Origin of the sequence: Bacillus methanolicus PB1, assembly GCF_000262755.1 — a bacterium.
Lineage (GTDB): Bacteria > Bacillota > Bacilli > Bacillales > Cytobacillaceae > Bacillus_Z > Bacillus_Z methanolicus.
This window is the reverse complement of sequence record NZ_AFEU01000001.1, coordinates 298,339-318,202: the sequence shown is the minus strand read 5'-3', so window position 1 is coordinate 318,202 and position 19,864 is coordinate 298,339. Positions and strand designations below refer to the sequence as shown.

Genomic DNA, 19,864 nt, shown 5'->3' with positions numbered 1-19,864 from the left:
AAATGGACGTTTCATCAAAGTTGATAAAAATAAAAGAAGATATTGAAAAAGCATGTGAAAGAGCGAATCGCCTGCCTGAAGAGGTAAAAATCATTGCAGTTACGAAATATGTCTCAGTTGAAAGAGCTAAGGAAGCGCTTGAAGCTGGAATTCTTCATCTAGGCGAAAACAGGGATGACGGCTTACTTTCTAAATGGGAAGTATTAAAAGATGACGCAGTGTTCCACTTTATTGGCACATTGCAATCACGGAAAGTAAAAAACATTATTGATAAAGCAGAATATATTCATTCGCTGGACAGGCTTTCACTCGCGAAAGAAATCAATAAAAGGGCCAGCCGCAAAATGAATTGCCTTATTCAAGTAAATGTATCCGGAGAAGAATCAAAACATGGGATTTCTCCGGATGGAGTGGTCGATTTTGTAATGAAGCTGAAAGAATATCCGAATATCAATGTTTGCGGCTTAATGACTATGGCTCCATTTACGAAAGATGAAGATTTTATTCGAAGCTGTTTTCGAAAATTAAGGGAGTTACAGAAAAAGGTCCAAGATTTAAACCTTGATTATGCACCGTGCAATGAGCTTTCAATGGGAATGTCAAACGACTACATAATTGCTGTCGAAGAAGGAGCAACGATGATTCGGATCGGCTCCGCTCTCGTAGGTGAATACAATCAGGAGGTGTAAGAATATGAGCATCAAATCAAAAATAAAAACATTCTTTTTCTTAGATGATGAATATGATTTTAAGGAAGAAGAAATGGAACAAGAAGATTTTGAACCGATAAAGCTTCAAAAACAGACGGCTCAGAAACAAAATGTCGTCAGTTTGCAAAGCGTTCAGAAATCTTCCAAAGTTGTACTAGTCGAACCGCGGGTTTATGCAGAGGCACAGGATATTGCCGACCATTTAAAAAATCGCAGAGCAGTCGTTGTAAATTTACAAAGAATCGAACACGATCAGGCAAAAAGAATTGTCGATTTTTTAAGCGGGACTGTATATGCAATTGGCGGAGATATCCAAAAAATTGGAACGAGCATTTTTCTTTGTACGCCTGATAATGTAGAGGTAACAGGAAATATTTCGGAATTCATGGAAGAGAATGATTATCATAATAAGAGGTGGTAAAAGCTTAATGGAAATTGTACTGGATTTACTATTAAAATTGATTGAAATTTACTCCTGGGCATTAATCATTTATATATTAATGTCCTGGTTTCCGAATGCCAGAGAATCGGCGATTGGCCAATTTCTGGCAAGAATATGTGAACCATATTTAGAACCTTTTAGACGGTTTATACCTCCGATAGGCATGATCGATGTTTCGCCAATCGTTGCCTTTTTAGTGTTGAAATTTGCAAGATACGGCGTTATCCAAGTATTTACATGGCTTGCTTAAGTAAGTTTTATTTAAAATACTTGACAGCTTTCACCCCAATGACTTCCGTTTATTGTAAGGAGCTGTGTTCATGTCTATTTATCAGCATTTTCGCCCTGAAGAAAGAGATTTTATTGAAAGGGCGATTCATTGGAGAGAATTTGTTGAAACTGCTTTCGCCCCAAGGTTGACCGATTTTTTGGATCCCAGGGAACAGCAAATATTAAAAGCCGTTGTTGGACAAAGCGAAGAAATACACTGCCATTTGTTTGGCGGTACTGGTGGAGCCGAAAGAAAAAGGGCTGTCATATGCCCTGATTACTATCAGGCTGATCGTGAAGATTTTGAAATTTGCTTGTTTGAAATCAACTACCCAAAAAAATTTATAACGATCGAACATCGCCAAGTCCTCGGAAGCCTTATGTCTCTTGGCTTAAAACGGGGAAAATTTGGCGATATCCTGATCGAAGGAGATAACGTTCAATTTTTTGCTGCGAAGGAAATCGCAGATTATGTGAGTTTACAGTTAGATTCAATCGGCAAAGCTTCCGTCACTATATGTGAGATTCCTTTGGAAAATGCGATCCAAATAAAGGAATCGTGGATAGAAGAAACATCAACCGTTTCATCATTGCGTCTTGATGCGGTCATTTCTGCATTATATAATCTTTCTCGACATAAATCCCAAGATTTGATCAAGCAAGGGCTTGTAAGAGTAAATTGGGCTCTCATTGAAAATAATTCGTTTGAATGCGGGGAAGGTGACGTGATTTCCATTCGCGGATATGGAAGATCAAAAATTCTCTCCATCGAAGGGAAAACAAAAAAAGATAAATGGCGAATGGTTGCAGGCAGACAAAAATAAAAAGTTTTTTAAGAAGGATTTATGCCGATTTTGTCGAATGATTACATATTGTCAATTAGCAACTTCATTTAGCATCTGAAATTTTGCAACTGACTCAAATTAGGAGGTGGCATCATGCCGTTAACCCCATTGGATATACATAACAAGGAGTTTAGCAGAAGTTTTCGGGGATATGATGAAGATGAAGTGAATGAATTCCTCGATCAAATCATAAAAGATTTTGAATTGTTAATTCGCGAGAATAAAGAATTGGAAGAAAAGCTGAATGAACAGGCAGAAAAGCTTGGTCATTTTACAAATATAGAAGAAACATTAAATAAGTCAATTTTGGTAGCGCAGGAAGCGGCAGAAGAAGTGAAGAGAAATGCTCAAAAAGAAGCAAAACTGATCATTAAGGAAGCAGAAAAGAATGCCGACCGCATCGTAAATGAAGCGTTGTCAAAGGCGAGAAAAATTGCTCTTGAAATTGAAGAGTTGAAAAAACAATCGAAAGTATTCCGTACAAGGTTTAAAATGCTGGTGGAAGCTCAGCTGGATATGCTGAATAATGATGATTGGGACCATTTGCTTCAATACGAGCTTGATGCAACGGAATTAAAAGCAGCATCAGAAGAAGACTCGCTGGCTTGACGAACTGCAAGTTTATCGCATATAATTTCATAAAAAATACTAAATGATGATTTTGACGATGACAGGGACAGTACAGTTTCCATTGTTTGTTTCAGCGAACCGGGGAAGGTGGGAGCCAGGTACAAGAGGAAATTGGAAGATCACCCTTGAGTTCCGAATCGAACGCTCTGCCAGTAGATTCAGGCGTGTCATTCACGTTACGAATGCCAGAGCGGACAGAAGTTTTTTGTTCTGTCTACAAGGGTGGTACCGCGGGAAAACCTTCTCGTCCCTTTTGGGATGAAAAGGTTTTTTATTTTTGTAAAGAAAAGAGCCATGCATGATGATTAAATCAAATATTAGATTGATATAAAAGTGTTACAGGAGGAAAAAATAATGGATTATAAAGATACGCTGTTAATGCCGAAGACGGAATTTCCAATGCGCGGAAATCTTCCGAAAAGAGAACCTGAGATTCAGGCAAAATGGGAAGAAATGAATATTTATCAAAAAGTGCAGGAAAGAACGAAAGGACGCCCGATGTTTATCCTGCACGACGGGCCGCCGTATGCGAATGGCGATATCCATATGGGCCACGCCTTAAATAAAATCTTAAAAGACATCATCGTCCGCTATAAATCAATGAGCGGCTACCATGCACCGTATGTGCCTGGATGGGATACACACGGATTACCGATTGAGCAGGCATTAACGAACAAAGGTGTAAACCGTAAAGAAATGACAGTTGCGGAATTCAGGAAATTGTGTGAAGAGTATGCATATGAGCAAATCGATAATCAACGTACACAGTTTAAGCGCCTTGGCGTTCGAGGTGACTGGGAAAACCCTTACATTACCTTAAAGCCGGAATACGAAGCACAGCAGATTAAAGTCTTCGGCGAGATGGCAAAAAAGGGGTACATTTATAAAGGATTAAAGCCGGTTTATTGGTCCCCTTCAAGTGAATCTGCACTTGCTGAAGCAGAGATTGAATATAAGGACAAAAGATCTCCATCGATCTATGTCGGATTTAAAGTGAAGGATGGAAAAGGAGTTTTAGATACAGATACGCAAATCGTTATTTGGACGACAACTCCATGGACAATTCCTGCAAACCTTGGAATCACTGTGCATCCTGAACTTACTTATATTGTTGCAAATAATAAAGGCAAGAAATTTTTGATCGCGGAAAAATTGCTTGAATCCGTATCAAAAGAACTGGACTGGGAAAATCCTTCCGTTGTGAAAAGAGTCAAAGGAGCCGAACTTGAATACGTTATCGCTTCTCATCCATTGTATGACCGCCATTCACTCGTTATGCTCGGGGAACATGTCACAACTGATGCAGGTACTGGCTGTGTTCATACTGCTCCTGGACACGGGGAGGACGACTTCAATGTCGGTCAAAAATACGGTCTTGATGTGTTGGCTCCGGTAGATGAGAAAGGCTACATGACTAATGAAGCACCCGGATTTGAAGGATTATTTTATGATGAGGCGAACAAAGCAATCACACAAAAACTTGAAGAAGCAGGTGCTTTATTCAAATTATCGTTTATTACTCATTCTTATCCTCATGACTGGAGAACAAAAAAACCGGTTATTTTCCGTGCAACTTCTCAATGGTTTGCATCCATTAAAGATTTCCGCAAGGAATTGTTAGATGCCATTAAAGAAACAAAATGGGTGCCTGCATGGGGAGAGACCCGCCTTCATAACATGGTTCGCGACCGCGGAGACTGGTGTATTTCCCGACAGCGCGTTTGGGGTGTGCCGATTCCGGTCTTTTATGCTGAAAATGGAGAACCGATTATTACAGATGAGACGATTAATCATGTTTCCGATTTGTTCCGTAAATATGGATCAAACGTATGGTTTGAACGAGAAGCGAAAAATTTGCTCCCCGAAGGATTTATACATCCCGGAAGTCCAAACGGGCGTTTTACGAAAGAAACCGATATTATGGATGTTTGGTTTGATTCAGGATCTTCGCATCAGGCAGTTCTTGAAGAACGGGAAGATTTACAGCGTCCTGCTGACTTGTATTTAGAAGGATCAGACCAATATCGCGGCTGGTTCAACTCTTCTTTGTCAACAGCTGTTGCCGTTACCGGAAAAGCTCCGTATAAGGGAGTATTGAGCCACGGATTTGCTTTAGACGGGGAAGGCAGAAAAATGAGCAAATCACTTGGAAATGTTGTAGTCCCCGCGAAAGTGATGAATCAACTCGGTGCCGACATTTTGCGCCTTTGGGTTGCTTCCGTTGACTATCAATCTGATGTGCGCGTATCCGATTCCATACTTAAACAAGTTGCTGAAGTATACCGGAAGATCAGAAATACTTTCCGCTTCCTTCTCGGAAACCTTGCTGATTTTAATCCGGAAAAAGATGCTGTTTCATATGAGGATTTGCGTGAAGTCGATCAATTCATGCTTGTTAAATTAAATAAATTGATAAAATTAGTTCATGAATCATATGGAAACTATGAGTTTTCCGGCATTTACCATGCGGTAAACAATTTCTGCACAATTGATTTAAGTGCATTCTATCTCGATTTTGCAAAAGATGTCTTATATATTGAAGCTGCTGACAATAAAGAGCGCAGGTCAATCCAAACGGTTTTGTATGAAAGTTTATTGGCTTTAACAAAACTTGTAGCGCCAATTCTTTCTCATACTGCTGATGAAGTTTGGGCGCATATTCCATTCGTTGAGGAAGAAAGTGTTCAGTTGACAGATCTTCCCGAATATAAAGAGCTGCCAAATGCAAAAGCGCTTGAAGAGAAATGGACTAAGTTCATGAAGCTTCGTGATGATGTATTAAAAGCACTGGAAGAGGCGCGCAATGCGAAAATAATTGGTAAATCATTAACAGCAAAGGTAACGTTATATGTAAACGGCAATACGAAAGCCCTTCTAGACTCTATAAAGGAAAACGTTAAGCAATTGTTCATCGTTTCAGGGTTTGAAATAGCAGGTTCATATGACGAAGCGCCTGATCATGCATTGAAATTGGATACAGCGGCCATTATTGTTTCGAAAGCGGAAGGAGAAACATGTGAACGCTGTTGGGTTGTCACACCTGAAGTCGGACAAGATCATGAACATCCGACTCTTTGCCCGCGCTGTGCAGCTATTGTAAAAGAACATTACAGCCATTTAACAAACTGATTTGATTATGGGGTTGGCTCTTCATTTGAGTCAGCCCCATTTTTTAATGTAAATTCAATAAAAATATTTCCAGACTGGCTAAACGAAGTTTTAATTGTAAAAAGTTAATATGCGTCCGTTCATTCTAAATGGAAATAATAAAAAAAAAGATACGGAGGCAGATAAATATGGAAAATCAATTACATGAAATATATGCAGAACTCCGTAAAATGAAGGCAGAGCTTGAGGAAAAATGCAGCGGCAAAGAAGTAAATGATTTGATAAAAGAGTTTATCCAGGAAGAAATTCATGATATTGAACATGCATTAAAAAAAATGGAAACAGGCGATTTTGGGATATGTGAAATTTCCGGTGAAATAATCCCTTTTCATTATCTGACTTTGATTCCTACATTAAAATCTGCAAAGGATTTAAAAAGTATTGAACGCTATTACAAAAAGCCAATTTATTCATCTTCAATCGGAGAATAGCTATCGTTTTCGTTTTGAATGTGCTAAAATGCAAGGGAAAACTGTTTGAGAGTTGGAGGTTGCCTTTGTGTTTTATTACATAATCGCATTGTTTGTTATTCTTCTTGACCAAATAACGAAATGGCTGATTGTAAAAAAGATGGAACTTGGGGAAAGCATTGAAATCATTGAAAATTTCTTATACATTACTTCACATCGCAACCGCGGTGCAGCATGGGGAATCCTTCAAGGGCAATTGTGGTTTTTCTATGCGATAACGGTGATTGTCATTATCGGGATTGTTTATTACATTCAGAAAGCTGCAAAAGGCAAGCTATTATTAGGCGTCTCTCTCGGATTAATGCTTGGGGGTGCAATCGGAAACTTTATTGACAGGGTTTTCTGTAAAGAAGTTGTTGATTTTATCCAAACGTTTATTTTTAAATATAATTTCCCGGTTTTTAATATAGCCGATTCTGCTTTAGTAATCGGTGTCATTTTGCTTATGCTGCAAATGTTTCGAGAAGAGAGAGAAATAAAGGAGAAATCTTATGGAGAAAATGGAACACACCATTCTTGATGAGCAGGCAGGCGGACGCATCGATAAGCTCATTTCATCATTAAATGAAGAGTGGTCAAGATCCCAAATTCAGCAATGGATTAAAGATGGACAAATTTTAGTAAACGGGCAAAAAGTAAAAACAAATTATAAATGCAGCCTGAATGATCAAATAGAGATTTTTATCCCTGAACCGGAAGAGCTTGACGTTATTCCGGAAGAAATGAATCTTGATATTTATTATGAGGATCATGATGTATTAGTTGTGAATAAACCGAAGGGAATGGTTGTTCATCCTGCACCGGGACATAGTTCCGGCACGCTTGTCAATGGTCTTATGGCCCATTGTAAGGATTTATCCGGTATAAACGGAGTGTTAAGGCCGGGAATCGTTCACCGGATCGATAAAGATACTTCAGGGTTATTAATGATAGCCAAAAATGATTTTTCACATGAAAGCCTTGTCAATCAATTGGTTGATAAAACAGTTACAAGAAAATATAAGGCGATTGTCCATGGAGTGATTCCCCACGATTATGGAACGATTGATGCTCCGTTAGGGCGCGACCCTAAAGACCGCCAGAGCATGGCAGTCGTTGACAATGGAAAACATGCAGTCACACACTTTCATGTACTTGAACGGTTTAAGGATTTTACTTTTATTGAATGCCAGCTTGAAACCGGGAGAACGCATCAAATCCGTGTTCATATGAAATATATCGGTTATCCGCTTGCCGGCGATCCGAAATACGGACCGAAAAAGACGCTGGACATTGACGGACAGGCATTGCATGCAGCCGTTTTAGGCTTTCACCACCCGAGAACGAATGAATATCTGGAATTTGAAGCCCCTCTTCCTCCGGAGTTTGAAGCAATTTTAGATATGCTTAGAAATAATCGTTGACAATGAACTGCAAACAGTTTATGATGACAGTAGTTGAATAAGTCCTTTAATACAGTCCCGTGAGGCTGAGAAGGAAACGGATTCGAGCATATTGAAGGGAGTTTTTGCCCTGATGTATGTATATTCAAAGAACGCGTACCCTCTCGCTGCAACGGCGAGAGGGTTTTTTTATGAAAATCACCCGTTTCCAAGGTTCATAGAGAGGTGAGGCAGATGAGCCAAAAAGCAGTTGTCCTAGATGGTCAGGCTATCCGAAGGGCACTTACCCGAATAGCACATGAAATTATTGAAAAAAATAAAGGTGTTGATAATTGTGTGTTAGTCGGCATCCGTACAAGGGGCATATACATCGCGAAAAGGTTAGGAGAGCGCATCACACAGATTGAAGGAATGGATATTCCTGTTGGAGAGCTTGATATAACATTATACCGGGACGATTTAACAACCAGAACAGTCGATCGCCAGCCGCTTGTTAAAGGGTCTGATATTCCGGTAAATATTACTGACAAAAAAGTCATTCTTGTCGACGATGTTTTGTATACAGGAAGAACAGTAAGAGCTGCGATGGATGCTCTTATTGATATCGGCAGACCTGCAGCCATTCAGCTTGCAGTCCTGGTAGACAGAGGGCATCGGGAGCTACCAATCAGGGCTGATTATGTAGGAAAAAACATTCCAACCTCAAGTTCAGAGAAGATTGTTGTTGAACTCGTAGAATCAGATAAAATCGATCAAGTCAGTATTCATGAAAAATAAATAGCCCTTTTAAAAACAGTCCGGAGAGGCTGGCAAGGGGGAATACAGCAAAAGAAAAGTGTCTTTTGCCGAGTGGTATACCCTCTTTGCGCACGCTTGCAAAGAGGATTTTTTTTAAATAATAAATGAAAAGAGGATTGAAAATGAGCAAACCAGAATTGGATATTAAAGATGTTCCGTCTCCTCTTCAGTGGATTACACTAAGTCTACAGCATTTATTTGCCATGTTTGGCGCTACGATTTTAGTACCTTATCTGGTTGGACTGAGTCCGGCAATGGCTTTAATTTCAAGCGGTCTCGGAACGCTCGCCTTTTTGATGATTACAAAATGGCAAGTTCCCGCATACCTTGGATCGTCCTTTGCCTATATTGCTCCGATTATCGCGGCCAAAACAGCAGGAGGACCGGGTGCTGCGATGCTCGGCAGCTTTCTTGCAGGCTTGGTATATGGTGTTGTTGCACTTGTTATTAAGAAAGCGGGCTACCGATGGATTATGAATTTGCTTCCTCCGATTGTAGTAGGGCCTGTCATTATCGTAATCGGTCTTGCTTTGGCGGGAACCGCCGTTAATATGGCCATGAATAACCTTGAGGGAAAATATAGTTTACTGCACTTTTCTGCGGCATTAGTGACGCTTGCTGCAACAATCATCTTTTCCATCTATGTAAAAAAGAAGTTAAGTCTAATACCGATTCTCGGCGGAATTATCGTTGGTTATCTATACTCATTGGCGGTCGGATTGGTGGACTTATCACCAGTAAAAAAAGCTGCCATTTTTGAAATGCCTGATTTTTTTATTCCGATTGTCGATTATAAAGTAAATGTGACGTTAGATCTTGTTCTTCTTATGGTTCCGGTAGCAATAGTGACATTATCAGAGCATATCGGTCATCAGCTTGTCTTGAGCAAAGTTGTCGGACGCGATCTTATTAAAAAGCCGGGGCTTCATCGCTCTATTCTTGGAGATGGCACGGCTACCATGATTTCTGCTCTTATTGGCGGACCCCCAAAAACAACATATGGTGAAAATATCGGCGTACTTGCGATTACGCGTGTATATAGTGTATATGTTTTAGCCGGAGCAGCTGTTTTTGCCATCATTTTCGGATTTATCGGAAAAGTAACGGCGCTGATCAGCTCCATCCCGACACCTGTCATGGGCGGTGTATCCATCCTGTTATTTGGAATCATTGCATCTTCTGGCTTACGGATGCTTGTAGACAGCAAAGTCGACTTTGGCGATAAACGAAATCTCGTCATCTCATCTGTCATTCTTGTCATCGGAATTGGCGGAGCGTTTATTAAAGTATCTGATCAGTTCCAAATTCAAGGAATGGCACTGGCAGCCATTCTAGGCGTTATGCTTAATCTCATTCTGCCTGGCAGAGAAGAAGTGAAAGATAATATGTTTCAGTTAGAAAATGAAGAGAATAATGACAATGTGGCATAAACCCACCTTTTAATGAAGTCCAGAGAGGCTTGAAAGGGTGTTGAACCAGCCGGTTTATTGCAAAAAGCTATAAAGCTCTTTTTGCTAAACCAGCATGTTTTCGATTTTTCAACACCCTGACGAAATGTCAGGGTGTTTTTTTATGAGAGACCAACCAGGAGGCTGTTAAGGATGAGACAATTGCTTACCACAACAGAATTGACAATTGACGATATTCACGAAATTTTATCGGATGCAGAGGAGTTTGCGGAAGGTAAGATATGGAGGCCGAATAAACAAACCTTTGTTTCAAATCTGTTTTTTGAGCCAAGTACGAGAACAAAATGCAGCTTTGAATTAGCAGAAAGAAAACTCGGTCTTGAAGTTATTCCTTTTGAAGTGAGCACATCCAGTGTGTTAAAAGGAGAAACGCTCTATGACACAGTAAGGACACTTGAATCAATAGGCGTCAATGCTGTTGTCATAAGGCATAACAAAGACAGATACTTTGATGAGCTTGTGGACCGTGTTCAGATCCCGCTTATCAATGCAGGAGACGGATGCGGCCATCATCCAACACAGTCGCTCCTTGATTTATTAACAATAAAACAAGAATTCGGCGGTTTTAATGGAGTTAAAGTCGCCATTATCGGGGATATACGCCACAGCCGAGTTGCGAGGTCAAATGCCGATGCACTGGTACGATTAGGTGCAGAAGTCGTGTTTTCCGGACCGGAAGAATGGTTTGATGAGAGCCTTTTAGAATATGGCCATTATGAAGAGATTGATTTTGCCATCCGGACAGCTGATGTTGTCATGCTATTAAGAATTCAACATGAGCGCCATGAATCGAAAGGTTTCAAATCAGCCAGTAAGTATCACGAAGCGTTCGGTTTAACAGAGGCAAGAGAAAAAACAATGAAATACGGAAGCATTATTATGCATCCGGCACCAGTGAACCGCAATGTTGAAATTGCTGACAGTTTAGTTGAATGTGAACGTTCAAGAATTTTTAAACAAATGCAAAACGGGGTCTACGTACGAATGGCAGTTTTAAAGCGCTCATTGGAGAAGCAAGAGGGAGGTAAGGTAAATGTCATTAATCATCAAAAATGGACGGTTGCTTACTAAAGAAGGATTTTTTCAAACTGTTGACATTTACATTGAAAACGGAAAAATACAGGAAATGAATGAAAGTTTATATAAAGAAGCAGATGAAGTTATTGATGCAGAAGGACTGTTCGTTTCTCCGGGGTTTATTGACCTCCATGTCCATCTTAGAGAACCTGGCGGCGAGAAAAAAGAGACGATTGAAACGGGAACAATGGCTGCGGCTAAAGGAGGATTCACAACCATTGCCGCAATGCCGAATACTCGTCCGGTCCCGGATTCTAAAGAGCAAATGGAATGGCTAATAAAGCGGATAAAAGAAACGGCACATGTAAAAGTGCTGCCTTATGCCTCAATCACCGCAAGGGAGCTTGGCGAAGAATTAACGGACTTTGAAGCGTTAAAAGAGTCCGGCGCATTTGCCTTTACCGATGACGGCGTTGGTGTACAATCGGCAAAGGTTATGTTCGAGGCGATGAAAAATGCTGCCAAAATTGATATGCCGATCGTTGCGCACTGTGAGGAAAACACGTTAATTAATAAAGGATCGGTCCATGAAGGAGTCTTTTCAGAAAAATACGGATTGAACGGAATTCCATCGGTATGTGAATCCGTACATATTGCGAGAGATGTTTTGCTCGCAGAAGCTGCGGGATGCCACTACCATGTTTGCCATATCAGTACGAAAGAATCTGTAAGAGTTGTTCGGGATGCAAAGCGTGCCGGAATACATGTCACAGCTGAAGTGACACCCCATCATTTGCTTTTATGCGATGAGGATATCCCGGGGCTCGATGCCAATTACAAAATGAATCCTCCACTGAGAGGAAAAGAAGACCGCAAAGCATTAATTGAAGGCCTTTTGGATGGAACGATTGATTTTATCGCTACGGATCATGCCCCGCATACAGCGGAAGAAAAGGCTGAAGGAATGAAGCTGGCACCATTCGGAATTGTTGGCTTGGAAACGGCATTTCCGCTTTTATACACTCACTTTGTAAAAAAAGATATCTTTTCATTAAACGACTTGATTAATTTTTTAACGGCAAAACCGGCAGAAGCATTTGGATTGAAGACAGGAAAGCTTGAGATTGGCGCTCCGGCTGACATTGTCTTAATCGACTTGGATCATAAAGAAACGATTGACCCCGATAAATTCCTCTCCAAAGGAAAAAACACACCATTTGCAGGCTGGGAGTGTCAAGGCTGGCCTGTAATGACAATCGTTGATGGAAAAATTGTTTGGACAAAAAGGGGTGTTACTGCATGAAAAAACAGCTGATTCTTGAAGATGGAACAATATTTATCGGAGAGGGATTTGGAAGTGATGTCAATAAAATTGGAGAAGTAGTCTTTAATACCGGAATGACCGGCTATCAAGAGGTCCTTTCAGATCCATCTTATTGCGGACAAATTGTCACTTTCACCTATCCATTAATCGGAAATTACGGCATTAACAGGGATGACTTTGAGTCAATAAGTCCCGCGATTAGCGGTTTGATTGTGAAAGAAGCAGCTGAATTTCCTTCAAACTGGAGAAGTGAAAAGTCTCTCGATCAATTTTTAAAATTAAAAAATATCCCTGGAATTGCAGGGATAGATACAAGGAAGCTAACGAGGATTATCCGGAAATACGGAACATTAAAAGGGGCGATTTGCAATATCGATGAAGATGCAAGAGAGGTTCTTGAGAAGCTTCGCGCTGTACGGTTAAGAACTGATCAAGTAAAACAAGTTTCAACAAAGAAACCATATCCAAGCCCCGGAAGAGGAAAACGCATAGTCTTAGTGGATTTCGGGATGAAACATGGCATATTAAGAGAATTAAACAAAAGGGATTGTGACGTTGTTGTTGTACCTTATGATACGAAAGCAGAAGAAATCTTGAATATAAGCCCGGACGGTGTAATGCTGTCGAACGGACCAGGAGATCCAAAAGATGTGCCGGAAGCGATCGAGATGATCCGTGGGATTATAGGAAAGGTACCTTTATTCGGAATTTGTCTTGGCCATCAATTATTTGCGCTCGCTTGCGGTGCCAATACAGTAAAAATGAAGTTCGGACATAGAGGTTCCAATCATCCTGTAAAAGATTTGGAAACCGGCAAAGTGGCTCTGACATCGCAAAATCATGGCTATACAGTTGAAAAAGACTCTATTAAAGAAACAAGGCTGGAAGTGACACATATCGCTTTAAATGACGGAACAATTGAAGGATTGAAACATTTGGACGTTCCTGCGTTCACTGTTCAATACCATCCGGAAGCATCACCGGGGCCTGAAGATGCCAATAATCTATTCGATAAGTTTTTAGACATGATTGAATTGGAAAAAGGGGAAGGTGCTCGCATATGCCAAAGCGTACAGATATAAAAAGCATACTTGTCATCGGGTCAGGACCTATTGTCATCGGCCAGGCGGCGGAGTTTGATTATGCAGGAACACAAGCTTGTATTGCTTTGAAAGAAGAGGGGTACAAAGTAATACTTGTTAATTCGAATCCGGCAACAATCATGACTGATACGGAAATTGCCGACGTCGTCTATATTGAACCGTTGACTCTTGAATTTGTGAGCAGAATTATCCGGAAAGAACGTCCCGATGCGGTCTTACCTACCCTTGGCGGGCAAACGGGCTTAAATCTTGCAGTGGAGCTCGCAAAATCAGGTGTGCTCGATGAGTGCGGAGTTGAAATTTTAGGAACGAAGCTTTCGGCAATCGAAAAAGCAGAAGACCGTGAATTATTCAGAAGTTTAATGAATGAACTCGGCGAACCTGTACCGGAAAGTGAAATCATTCATACGCTCGAAGAAGCTTTTCAATTTGTGAATCAAGTTGGTTATCCGGTCATTGTGCGCCCGGCGTTTACACTCGGGGGAACGGGCGGCGGAATTTGCAATAATGAAGAAGAACTTGTGGAAATTGTGACGAGTGGTTTGAAAAACAGTCCTGTAAATCAATGTCTACTTGAAAAGAGCATAGCGGGCTTTAAAGAAATCGAATACGAAGTGATGCGGGATTCAAACGATAATGCCATCGTTGTTTGCAACATGGAAAACATCGATCCGGTCGGAATTCATACCGGAGACTCGATTGTTGTGGCGCCGAGCCAGACGCTTAGTGATCGTGAATACCAGCTTCTTAGAAATGTATCTTTAAAAATCATTCGTGCCCTGGGAATTGAAGGGGGCTGCAACGTTCAGCTTGCCCTTGATCCGAACAGCTTTCACTATTACATCATTGAAGTGAATCCGAGGGTTAGCCGTTCATCAGCGCTCGCTTCAAAAGCAACTGGCTATCCGATTGCCAAATTGGCAGCAAAAATTGCCGTCGGCCTGACGCTTGATGAAATGATGAATCCTGTAACCGGAAAAACGTATGCATGCTTTGAGCCGGCGCTCGATTATGTCGTTACAAAAATACCGCGCTGGCCGTTTGATAAGTTTGAATCTGCAAACCGTTCTCTGGGGACCCAAATGAAAGCAACCGGAGAAGTGATGGCAATAGGACGGACGTTTGAAGAATCTCTTTTAAAAGCAATCCGCTCCCTTGAAGCAAATGTTTACCACTTCAAGCTGAACGATGCCGATCAAGTGGACGACGCTCTTTTAGAAAAGAGGATAAGAAAAGCCGGTGATGAACGTTTATTTTACATCTCAGAAGCACTTAATCGGGGAATGTCAATTGAAACAATCCATGAATGGAGCAAAATTGACCTGTTCTTTCTAAAGAAACTGGAAGGAATTATCCATTTAGAAAAAAAACTGGCTGAACATCCATTCAACATCGAACTTGGAAAAAAAGCAAAACAAAAGGGATTTGCAGACAAGGTTCTGGCTGATCTGTGGGGTACAACGGAAAACGAAGTGTACAGCTGGAGAAAGGAAAATGGAATCATCCCGGTTTATAAAATGGTGGATACATGTGCAGCCGAATTTGAATCGGAAACGCCGTACTACTATGGCACGTATGAAGAGGAAAATGAATCGGAAGTGACAGATAAACAGAGCGTCCTTGTTTTAGGTTCCGGTCCAATCCGCATCGGGCAAGGGATTGAATTTGATTATGCAACCGTACATTCCGTCTGGGCGATCAAAGAAGCCGGCTATGAAGCCATCATCATCAACAATAACCCTGAAACTGTTTCAACGGATTTCAGCATTTCCGATAAACTTTATTTTGAACCGCTCACTCTTGAAGATGTTATGCACATTATTGATCTCGAAAAGCCTGCAGGCGTTGTCGTGCAATTTGGCGGCCAAACGGCAATCAATTTAGCTGCCGGACTTGCTGAAAGAGGTGTAAGAATTCTCGGAACTTCGCTTGAAAGCCTTGATCGGGCGGAAAACCGGGACAAGTTTGAACAAGCATTATCGGAGTTGAACATCCCGCAGCCAAAGGGAAAAACAGCAATGTCTGTTGAGGAAGCGGTCCAAATTGCGGCTGAGATTGGCTACCCGGTCTTGGTAAGGCCATCGTATGTGCTTGGCGGCAGGGCAATGGAAATTGTCTACAAAGAAGATGAACTGCTTCAGTATATGCAAAATGCCGTTAAAGTAAATCCCGAACATCCGGTATTAATTGACCGCTATTTAACAGGCAAGGAAATTGAAGTGGATGCGATATGTGACGGTGAGAATGTACTTATTCCGGGAATTATGGAGCATATTGAAAGAGCAGGAGTGCATTCAGGGGACTCGATTGCCGTCTATCCGCCTCAAAGTTTGTCTCTTAAAGTAAAAGAAAAACTGGTTGATTATACGGAAAAGTTAGCAAAAGGATTAGGAATAATCGGTCTGTTGAACATACAATACGTCGTTTCCAATGAGGAAGTGTATGTACTTGAAGTAAATCCTCGTTCAAGCCGGACGGTTCCGTTCTTGAGCAAAATCACCAATGTTCCGATGGCAAAAATTGCGACAAAAGTGATTCTTGGAAAGTCCCTGCCGGAACAAGGCTACACAGGCGGACTCGTTCCTGAAAAAGACGGTGTATTCGTAAAAGTGCCGGTGTTCTCATTTGCGAAATTAAGAAGAGTAGATATTACACTCGGACCTGAAATGAAGTCGACCGGTGAAGTAATGGGGAAAGACACAACCCTCGAAAAGGCGCTCTACAAAGGGCTTGTAGCCTCCGGAATAAAGATTCAAAGATACGGAACAGTTTTATTGACGATTGCTGACAAGGATAAGGAAGAAGCACTTCAGCTTGCGAAGCGTTTCGCGGCAATTGGCTACCAGCTGATGGCTACAAGCGGAACTGCCCGGTTCCTTGAACAAGAAGGCATCCATGTAACGGTAGTAGACAAGATCGGTTCCCAAGGTCCGGACCTCCTGGATGTCATCCGAAATGGAGAAGCCCAATTGGTGATAAATACATTAACAAAAGGAAAACAGCCTGCACGCGACGGTTTTCGAATCCGCCGTGAATCAGTCGAAAACGGTATTCCATGTCTGACATCGCTGGACACAGCAGAAGCCATTTTACGAGTGATTGAATCAATGACTTTCTCTGCAGAAGCAATGGACCAGCCTTTGAAAAAAAAGGAGGAGGTCTTTGCATGATCAAAAATCAAATTTGTACGGTCGTTTCTCAACATGAGATTGCGGATTCCATTTATGAGCTCACCTTAAGCGGTGAGCTTGTCAATGACATGGATTCGCCAGGCCAATTTGTTCATTTAAGAATTGGCTGCGGAAGCGACCCGCTGTTAAGAAGGCCGATCAGCATTTCAAGCATTAATAAGAAAGACCATCGGTTTACAATGATTTATCGAAAGCAAGGCAAGGGAACTTCCGCCTTAGCTGAAAAAAAGTACGGTGACACAGTTGATGTACTAGGCCCTTTAGGAAATGGTTTCCCGCTTCACGAGGCACAAAAGGGGGAAACGGCTCTTCTTGTCGGCGGAGGCATCGGTGTACCCCCGTTATACGAATTATCAAAACGATTGTTAAGTCAGGGAGTTAACACAGTCCATGTACTTGGATTCCAGACAAAAGCGGCTGTTTTTTATGAAAAAGCTTTTTCGGAACTAGGACCCACTTTTATCGCGACAGAAGATGGATCTCATGGGACGAAAGGTTTTGTTACCGATCTCATTAAACAGAAGGAAATCCAATTTGATGTGCTGTATGCTTGCGGACCGACACCGATGTTAAAAGCACTCGAAACAGCGTATTTAGATAAAAAAGTTTATTTATCGCTCGAGGAAAGAATGGGCTGCGGCATTGGAGCATGCTTTGCATGTGTTTGCCATACAAGTGAAGATCCGAACGGCCACTCCTATAAAAAAATATGCAGCGACGGGCCTGTTTTTAAAGCGGGGGAGGTTTTATTATGAATCTTTTAAATGTGGAACTGCCGGGTTTAAGCTTGAAAAATCCGGTTATGCCGGCATCAGGATGTTTTGGTTTTGGCAAGGAATACAGCCAGTTTTATGATTTGAGCATCCTTGGAGCAATCATGATTAAAGCAACAACCCTTGAACCGAGATTCGGCAATCCGACTCCCCGTGTTGCTGAAACATCAGCCGGAATGTTGAATGCGATCGGCTTGCAAAATCCGGGTCTTGGGAAAGTGCTGACCGAAGAACTTCCACGACTCGAACAATATGATGTTCCGATTATCGCCAATGTAGCAGGCTCCCGTGAAGAAGATTATGTGGCCGTTGCTAAAGAAATATCAAAGGCCCCAAATGTTCATGCACTTGAATTAAACATTTCATGTCCGAATGTAAAAACCGGCGGGATTGCGTTTGGAACGATTCCTGAGGTTGCGAAAAACTTAACGAAGCAAGTAAAAGAAGTTTCAGAAGTTCCTGTGTATGTGAAGCTTTCCCCGAATGTCACAAATATTGTTGAAATCGCAAAAGCAGTGGAAGACGGGGGAGCGGATGGTTTAACGATGATCAACACGCTAGTCGGCATGAGAATTGATGTAAAATCGGGCAAGCCGATTTTGGCAAACGGGACGGGAGGCCTTTCCGGTCCGGCAATTAAGCCTGTTGCGATCCGAATGATTTATGAAGTCAGCCAGCATGTGTCGCTTCCGATTGTCGGCATGGGAGGCATTCAGTCAGCAGAAGATGTCATTGAATATTTTTATGCCGGGGCGAGCGCAGTTGCCGTCGGAACGGCCAATTTTATCGATCCGTATATTTGCCCGAAAATTATTGACGAGTTGCCTCATTTACTGACTGAACTTGGTATTGACCATATTTCCGAGTGCACAGGAAGGAGCTGGAAAAAACGTGAACACCCCTCTTATTATTGCTCTTGATTTTGCCCGAAAACTAGAGGTCTTCAAATTTCTTGAACATTTTCAAGGAGAAAAACTGTTTTTAAAGGTCGGAATGGAACTTTTCTATCAAGAAGGTCCGGCCATTATTTATGAATTAAAGGAAAAAGAGCATCGTATTTTTCTTGATCTGAAGCTTCATGATATTCCTAATACTGTCAAGAGTGCAATGAAGGGGCTTGCCCGGCTTGGCTGCGATCTTGTAAATGTCCATGCTGCAGGCGGAAAAGAGATGATGATGGCAGCTCTTGAAGGACTTGAAGCCGGAACGATCTCCGGGAATAACAGGCCTGCCTGTATTGCCGTCACGCAGCTGACAAGTACGTCAGAGGAGCAGATGAAAAAAGAACAGCTGATCGGAGTTTCCCTTGAAGAATCTGTTTTGCATTATGCATCCTTAGCGAAAGAGTCTGGACTGGAAGGAGTTGTTTGTTCCACACATGAAGCGGCGATGATTCGGAAATCAGTTGGCGGTTCTTTTTGTATCGTAACCCCGGGCATCAGGTTAATAGAGGATGATATCCAAGATCAAAAGCGGGTTTCTACACCGGAATTTGCCAGGAAAAACGGTGCAACGGCGATTGTCGTCGGACGCTCGATTACGAGGTCAAAAGAGCCGTTCGAAAGCTATCAGACGATAAAAAAGCAATGGGAAGGAGTACTGGTATGAAACGATACATTGCAGAAAAATTACTGGAAATCGGTGCTGTTTCTTTAAAACCGAATGATCCATTTACATGGGCTTCAGGACTCCTTTCCCCGGTTTATTGCGATAACCGGCTTACCCTTTCTTATCCGGAAGTAAGAAGAGAAATTGCCAAAGGATTAAAGACATTAATAATGGAAAAATTTCCTGATGTTGAAATTGTTGCAGGCACTGCAACTGCAGGCATTCCCCATGCAGCGTGGGTCAGTGAATTGCTTGATTTGCCGATGTGCTATGTTCGTTCCAAGCCGAAAGGGCACGGCAAAGGAAATCAGATTGAAGGAAAAGTCGTACAAGGCCAAAAGGTTGTTGTCATTGAAGATTTAATTTCAACGGGAGGCAGTGTCATTACTGCAGTTGAAGCATTGCGAGAAGCGGACTGCAATGTTTTGGGAGTTGTTTCTATTTTTACTTACGAGCTGGAAAAAGGGAAAGAACTATTAAAAGAAGCAAACGTTTCAATATATTCGTTGACTGATTTTTCCGCCTTGAGCGAAATTGCAATAGAGAAAGGATATATTGATCTCGTAGATATGGAGAAGCTCCACGAATGGAGAGAAGATCCTGCAGAGTGGGGAAAAGAAAAATTAGATTTAAAATAAAGATAAAAAGAGGCTGTCTCGAAAGC

The 19,864-nt window shown here is 41.6% G+C and carries 19 protein-coding genes and 1 other annotated feature; all 19 genes read left to right on the top strand.

The annotated features are described in order from the left end of the window. Positions 1-2 precede the first annotated feature (2 nt). The 19 genes from PB1_RS01410 (at position 3) to pyrE (ending at position 19,838) form a co-directional block, all read left to right on the top strand. On the top strand, positions 3-689 hold the full coding sequence (locus PB1_RS01410) for a YggS family pyridoxal phosphate-dependent enzyme (RefSeq protein ID WP_003350289.1): 687 nt from the start codon (positions 3-5) through the stop codon (positions 687-689). Between the two features lie 4 nt (positions 690-693). Then, positions 694-1,131, top strand: a complete 438-nt coding sequence (locus tag PB1_RS01405; RefSeq protein WP_003350288.1) for a cell division protein SepF — start codon at positions 694-696, stop codon at positions 1,129-1,131. Between the two features lie 7 nt (positions 1,132-1,138). Next, positions 1,139-1,402 (top strand): YggT family protein, encoded by a 264-nt coding sequence (locus tag PB1_RS01400; RefSeq protein ID WP_003350287.1) that lies wholly within the window; start codon positions 1,139-1,141, stop codon positions 1,400-1,402. Between the two features lie 70 nt (positions 1,403-1,472). Then, the gene (locus PB1_RS01395) at positions 1,473-2,246 is read left to right on the top strand and encodes a YlmH family RNA-binding protein (protein ID WP_003350286.1); all 774 of its coding nucleotides are present in this window, start codon (positions 1,473-1,475) and stop codon (positions 2,244-2,246) included. Between the two features lie 114 nt (positions 2,247-2,360). Continuing rightward, positions 2,361-2,876, top strand: a complete 516-nt coding sequence (locus tag PB1_RS01390) for a DivIVA domain-containing protein (RefSeq protein WP_003350283.1) — start codon at positions 2,361-2,363, stop codon at positions 2,874-2,876. 49 nt (positions 2,877-2,925) lie between these two features. Then, positions 2,926-3,152 (top strand) — a binding site (T-box leader). 99 nt (positions 3,153-3,251) lie between these two features. Then, complete coding sequence (ileS, locus tag PB1_RS01385) at positions 3,252-6,026, top strand: isoleucine--tRNA ligase (protein ID WP_003350282.1); 2,775 nt, start codon at positions 3,252-3,254, stop codon at positions 6,024-6,026. Positions 6,027-6,193: 167 nt separating this feature from the next. Beyond that, positions 6,194-6,496 carry a TraR/DksA family transcriptional regulator gene (locus tag PB1_RS01380; protein WP_003350281.1) on the top strand — a complete coding sequence of 101 codons (303 nt, stop codon included), beginning with the start codon at positions 6,194-6,196 and terminating at the stop codon, positions 6,494-6,496. Between the two features lie 67 nt (positions 6,497-6,563). Then, on the top strand, positions 6,564-7,055 hold the full coding sequence (lspA, locus tag PB1_RS01375) for a signal peptidase II (protein WP_003350280.1): 492 nt from the start codon (positions 6,564-6,566) through the stop codon (positions 7,053-7,055). Next, complete coding sequence (locus PB1_RS01370; RefSeq protein ID WP_003350279.1) at positions 7,027-7,938, top strand: RluA family pseudouridine synthase; 912 nt, start codon at positions 7,027-7,029, stop codon at positions 7,936-7,938. The genes lspA and PB1_RS01370 overlap by 29 nt, the downstream gene beginning before the upstream one ends. Before the next feature lie 213 nt (positions 7,939-8,151). Then, positions 8,152-8,694, top strand: coding sequence for a bifunctional pyr operon transcriptional regulator/uracil phosphoribosyltransferase PyrR (gene pyrR, locus PB1_RS01365; protein ID WP_003350278.1), 543 nt, complete (start codon positions 8,152-8,154; stop codon positions 8,692-8,694). A 143-nt stretch (positions 8,695-8,837) separates the two neighbouring features. Next, positions 8,838-10,145, top strand: coding sequence for a solute carrier family 23 protein (locus tag PB1_RS01360; RefSeq protein ID WP_003350277.1), 1,308 nt, complete (start codon positions 8,838-8,840; stop codon positions 10,143-10,145). A gap of 171 nt (positions 10,146-10,316) precedes the next feature. Then, complete coding sequence (locus PB1_RS01355) at positions 10,317-11,255, top strand: aspartate carbamoyltransferase catalytic subunit (RefSeq protein ID WP_003350276.1); 939 nt, start codon at positions 10,317-10,319, stop codon at positions 11,253-11,255. Continuing rightward, a complete protein-coding gene (locus PB1_RS01350) occupies positions 11,218-12,504 on the top strand; it encodes a dihydroorotase (RefSeq protein WP_003350273.1) in 1,287 nt (428 codons plus the stop codon). The genes PB1_RS01355 and PB1_RS01350 overlap by 38 nt, the downstream gene beginning before the upstream one ends. After that, positions 12,501-13,607, top strand: a complete 1,107-nt coding sequence (locus PB1_RS01345; RefSeq protein ID WP_003350272.1) for a carbamoyl phosphate synthase small subunit — start codon at positions 12,501-12,503, stop codon at positions 13,605-13,607. Before PB1_RS01350 ends, PB1_RS01345 begins: the two co-directional genes overlap by 4 nt. Continuing rightward, positions 13,586-16,798, top strand: coding sequence for a carbamoyl-phosphate synthase large subunit (carB, locus tag PB1_RS01340; protein WP_003350271.1), 3,213 nt, complete (start codon positions 13,586-13,588; stop codon positions 16,796-16,798). The genes PB1_RS01345 and carB overlap by 22 nt, the downstream gene beginning before the upstream one ends. Then, positions 16,798-17,574 (top strand): dihydroorotate dehydrogenase electron transfer subunit, encoded by a 777-nt coding sequence (locus tag PB1_RS01335; RefSeq protein WP_420796287.1) that lies wholly within the window; start codon positions 16,798-16,800, stop codon positions 17,572-17,574. The genes carB and PB1_RS01335 overlap by 1 nt, the downstream gene beginning before the upstream one ends. Beyond that, positions 17,571-18,512 (top strand): dihydroorotate dehydrogenase, encoded by a 942-nt coding sequence (locus PB1_RS01330; protein ID WP_003350269.1) that lies wholly within the window; start codon positions 17,571-17,573, stop codon positions 18,510-18,512. Before PB1_RS01335 ends, PB1_RS01330 begins: the two co-directional genes overlap by 4 nt. Continuing rightward, positions 18,484-19,200, top strand: a complete 717-nt coding sequence (gene pyrF, locus PB1_RS01325; protein WP_003350268.1) for an orotidine-5'-phosphate decarboxylase — start codon at positions 18,484-18,486, stop codon at positions 19,198-19,200. Before PB1_RS01330 ends, pyrF begins: the two co-directional genes overlap by 29 nt. Next, complete coding sequence (gene pyrE / locus PB1_RS01320; RefSeq protein WP_003350267.1) at positions 19,197-19,838, top strand: orotate phosphoribosyltransferase; 642 nt, start codon at positions 19,197-19,199, stop codon at positions 19,836-19,838. Before pyrF ends, pyrE begins: the two co-directional genes overlap by 4 nt. The last annotated feature ends 26 nt before the right edge of the window (positions 19,839-19,864 follow it).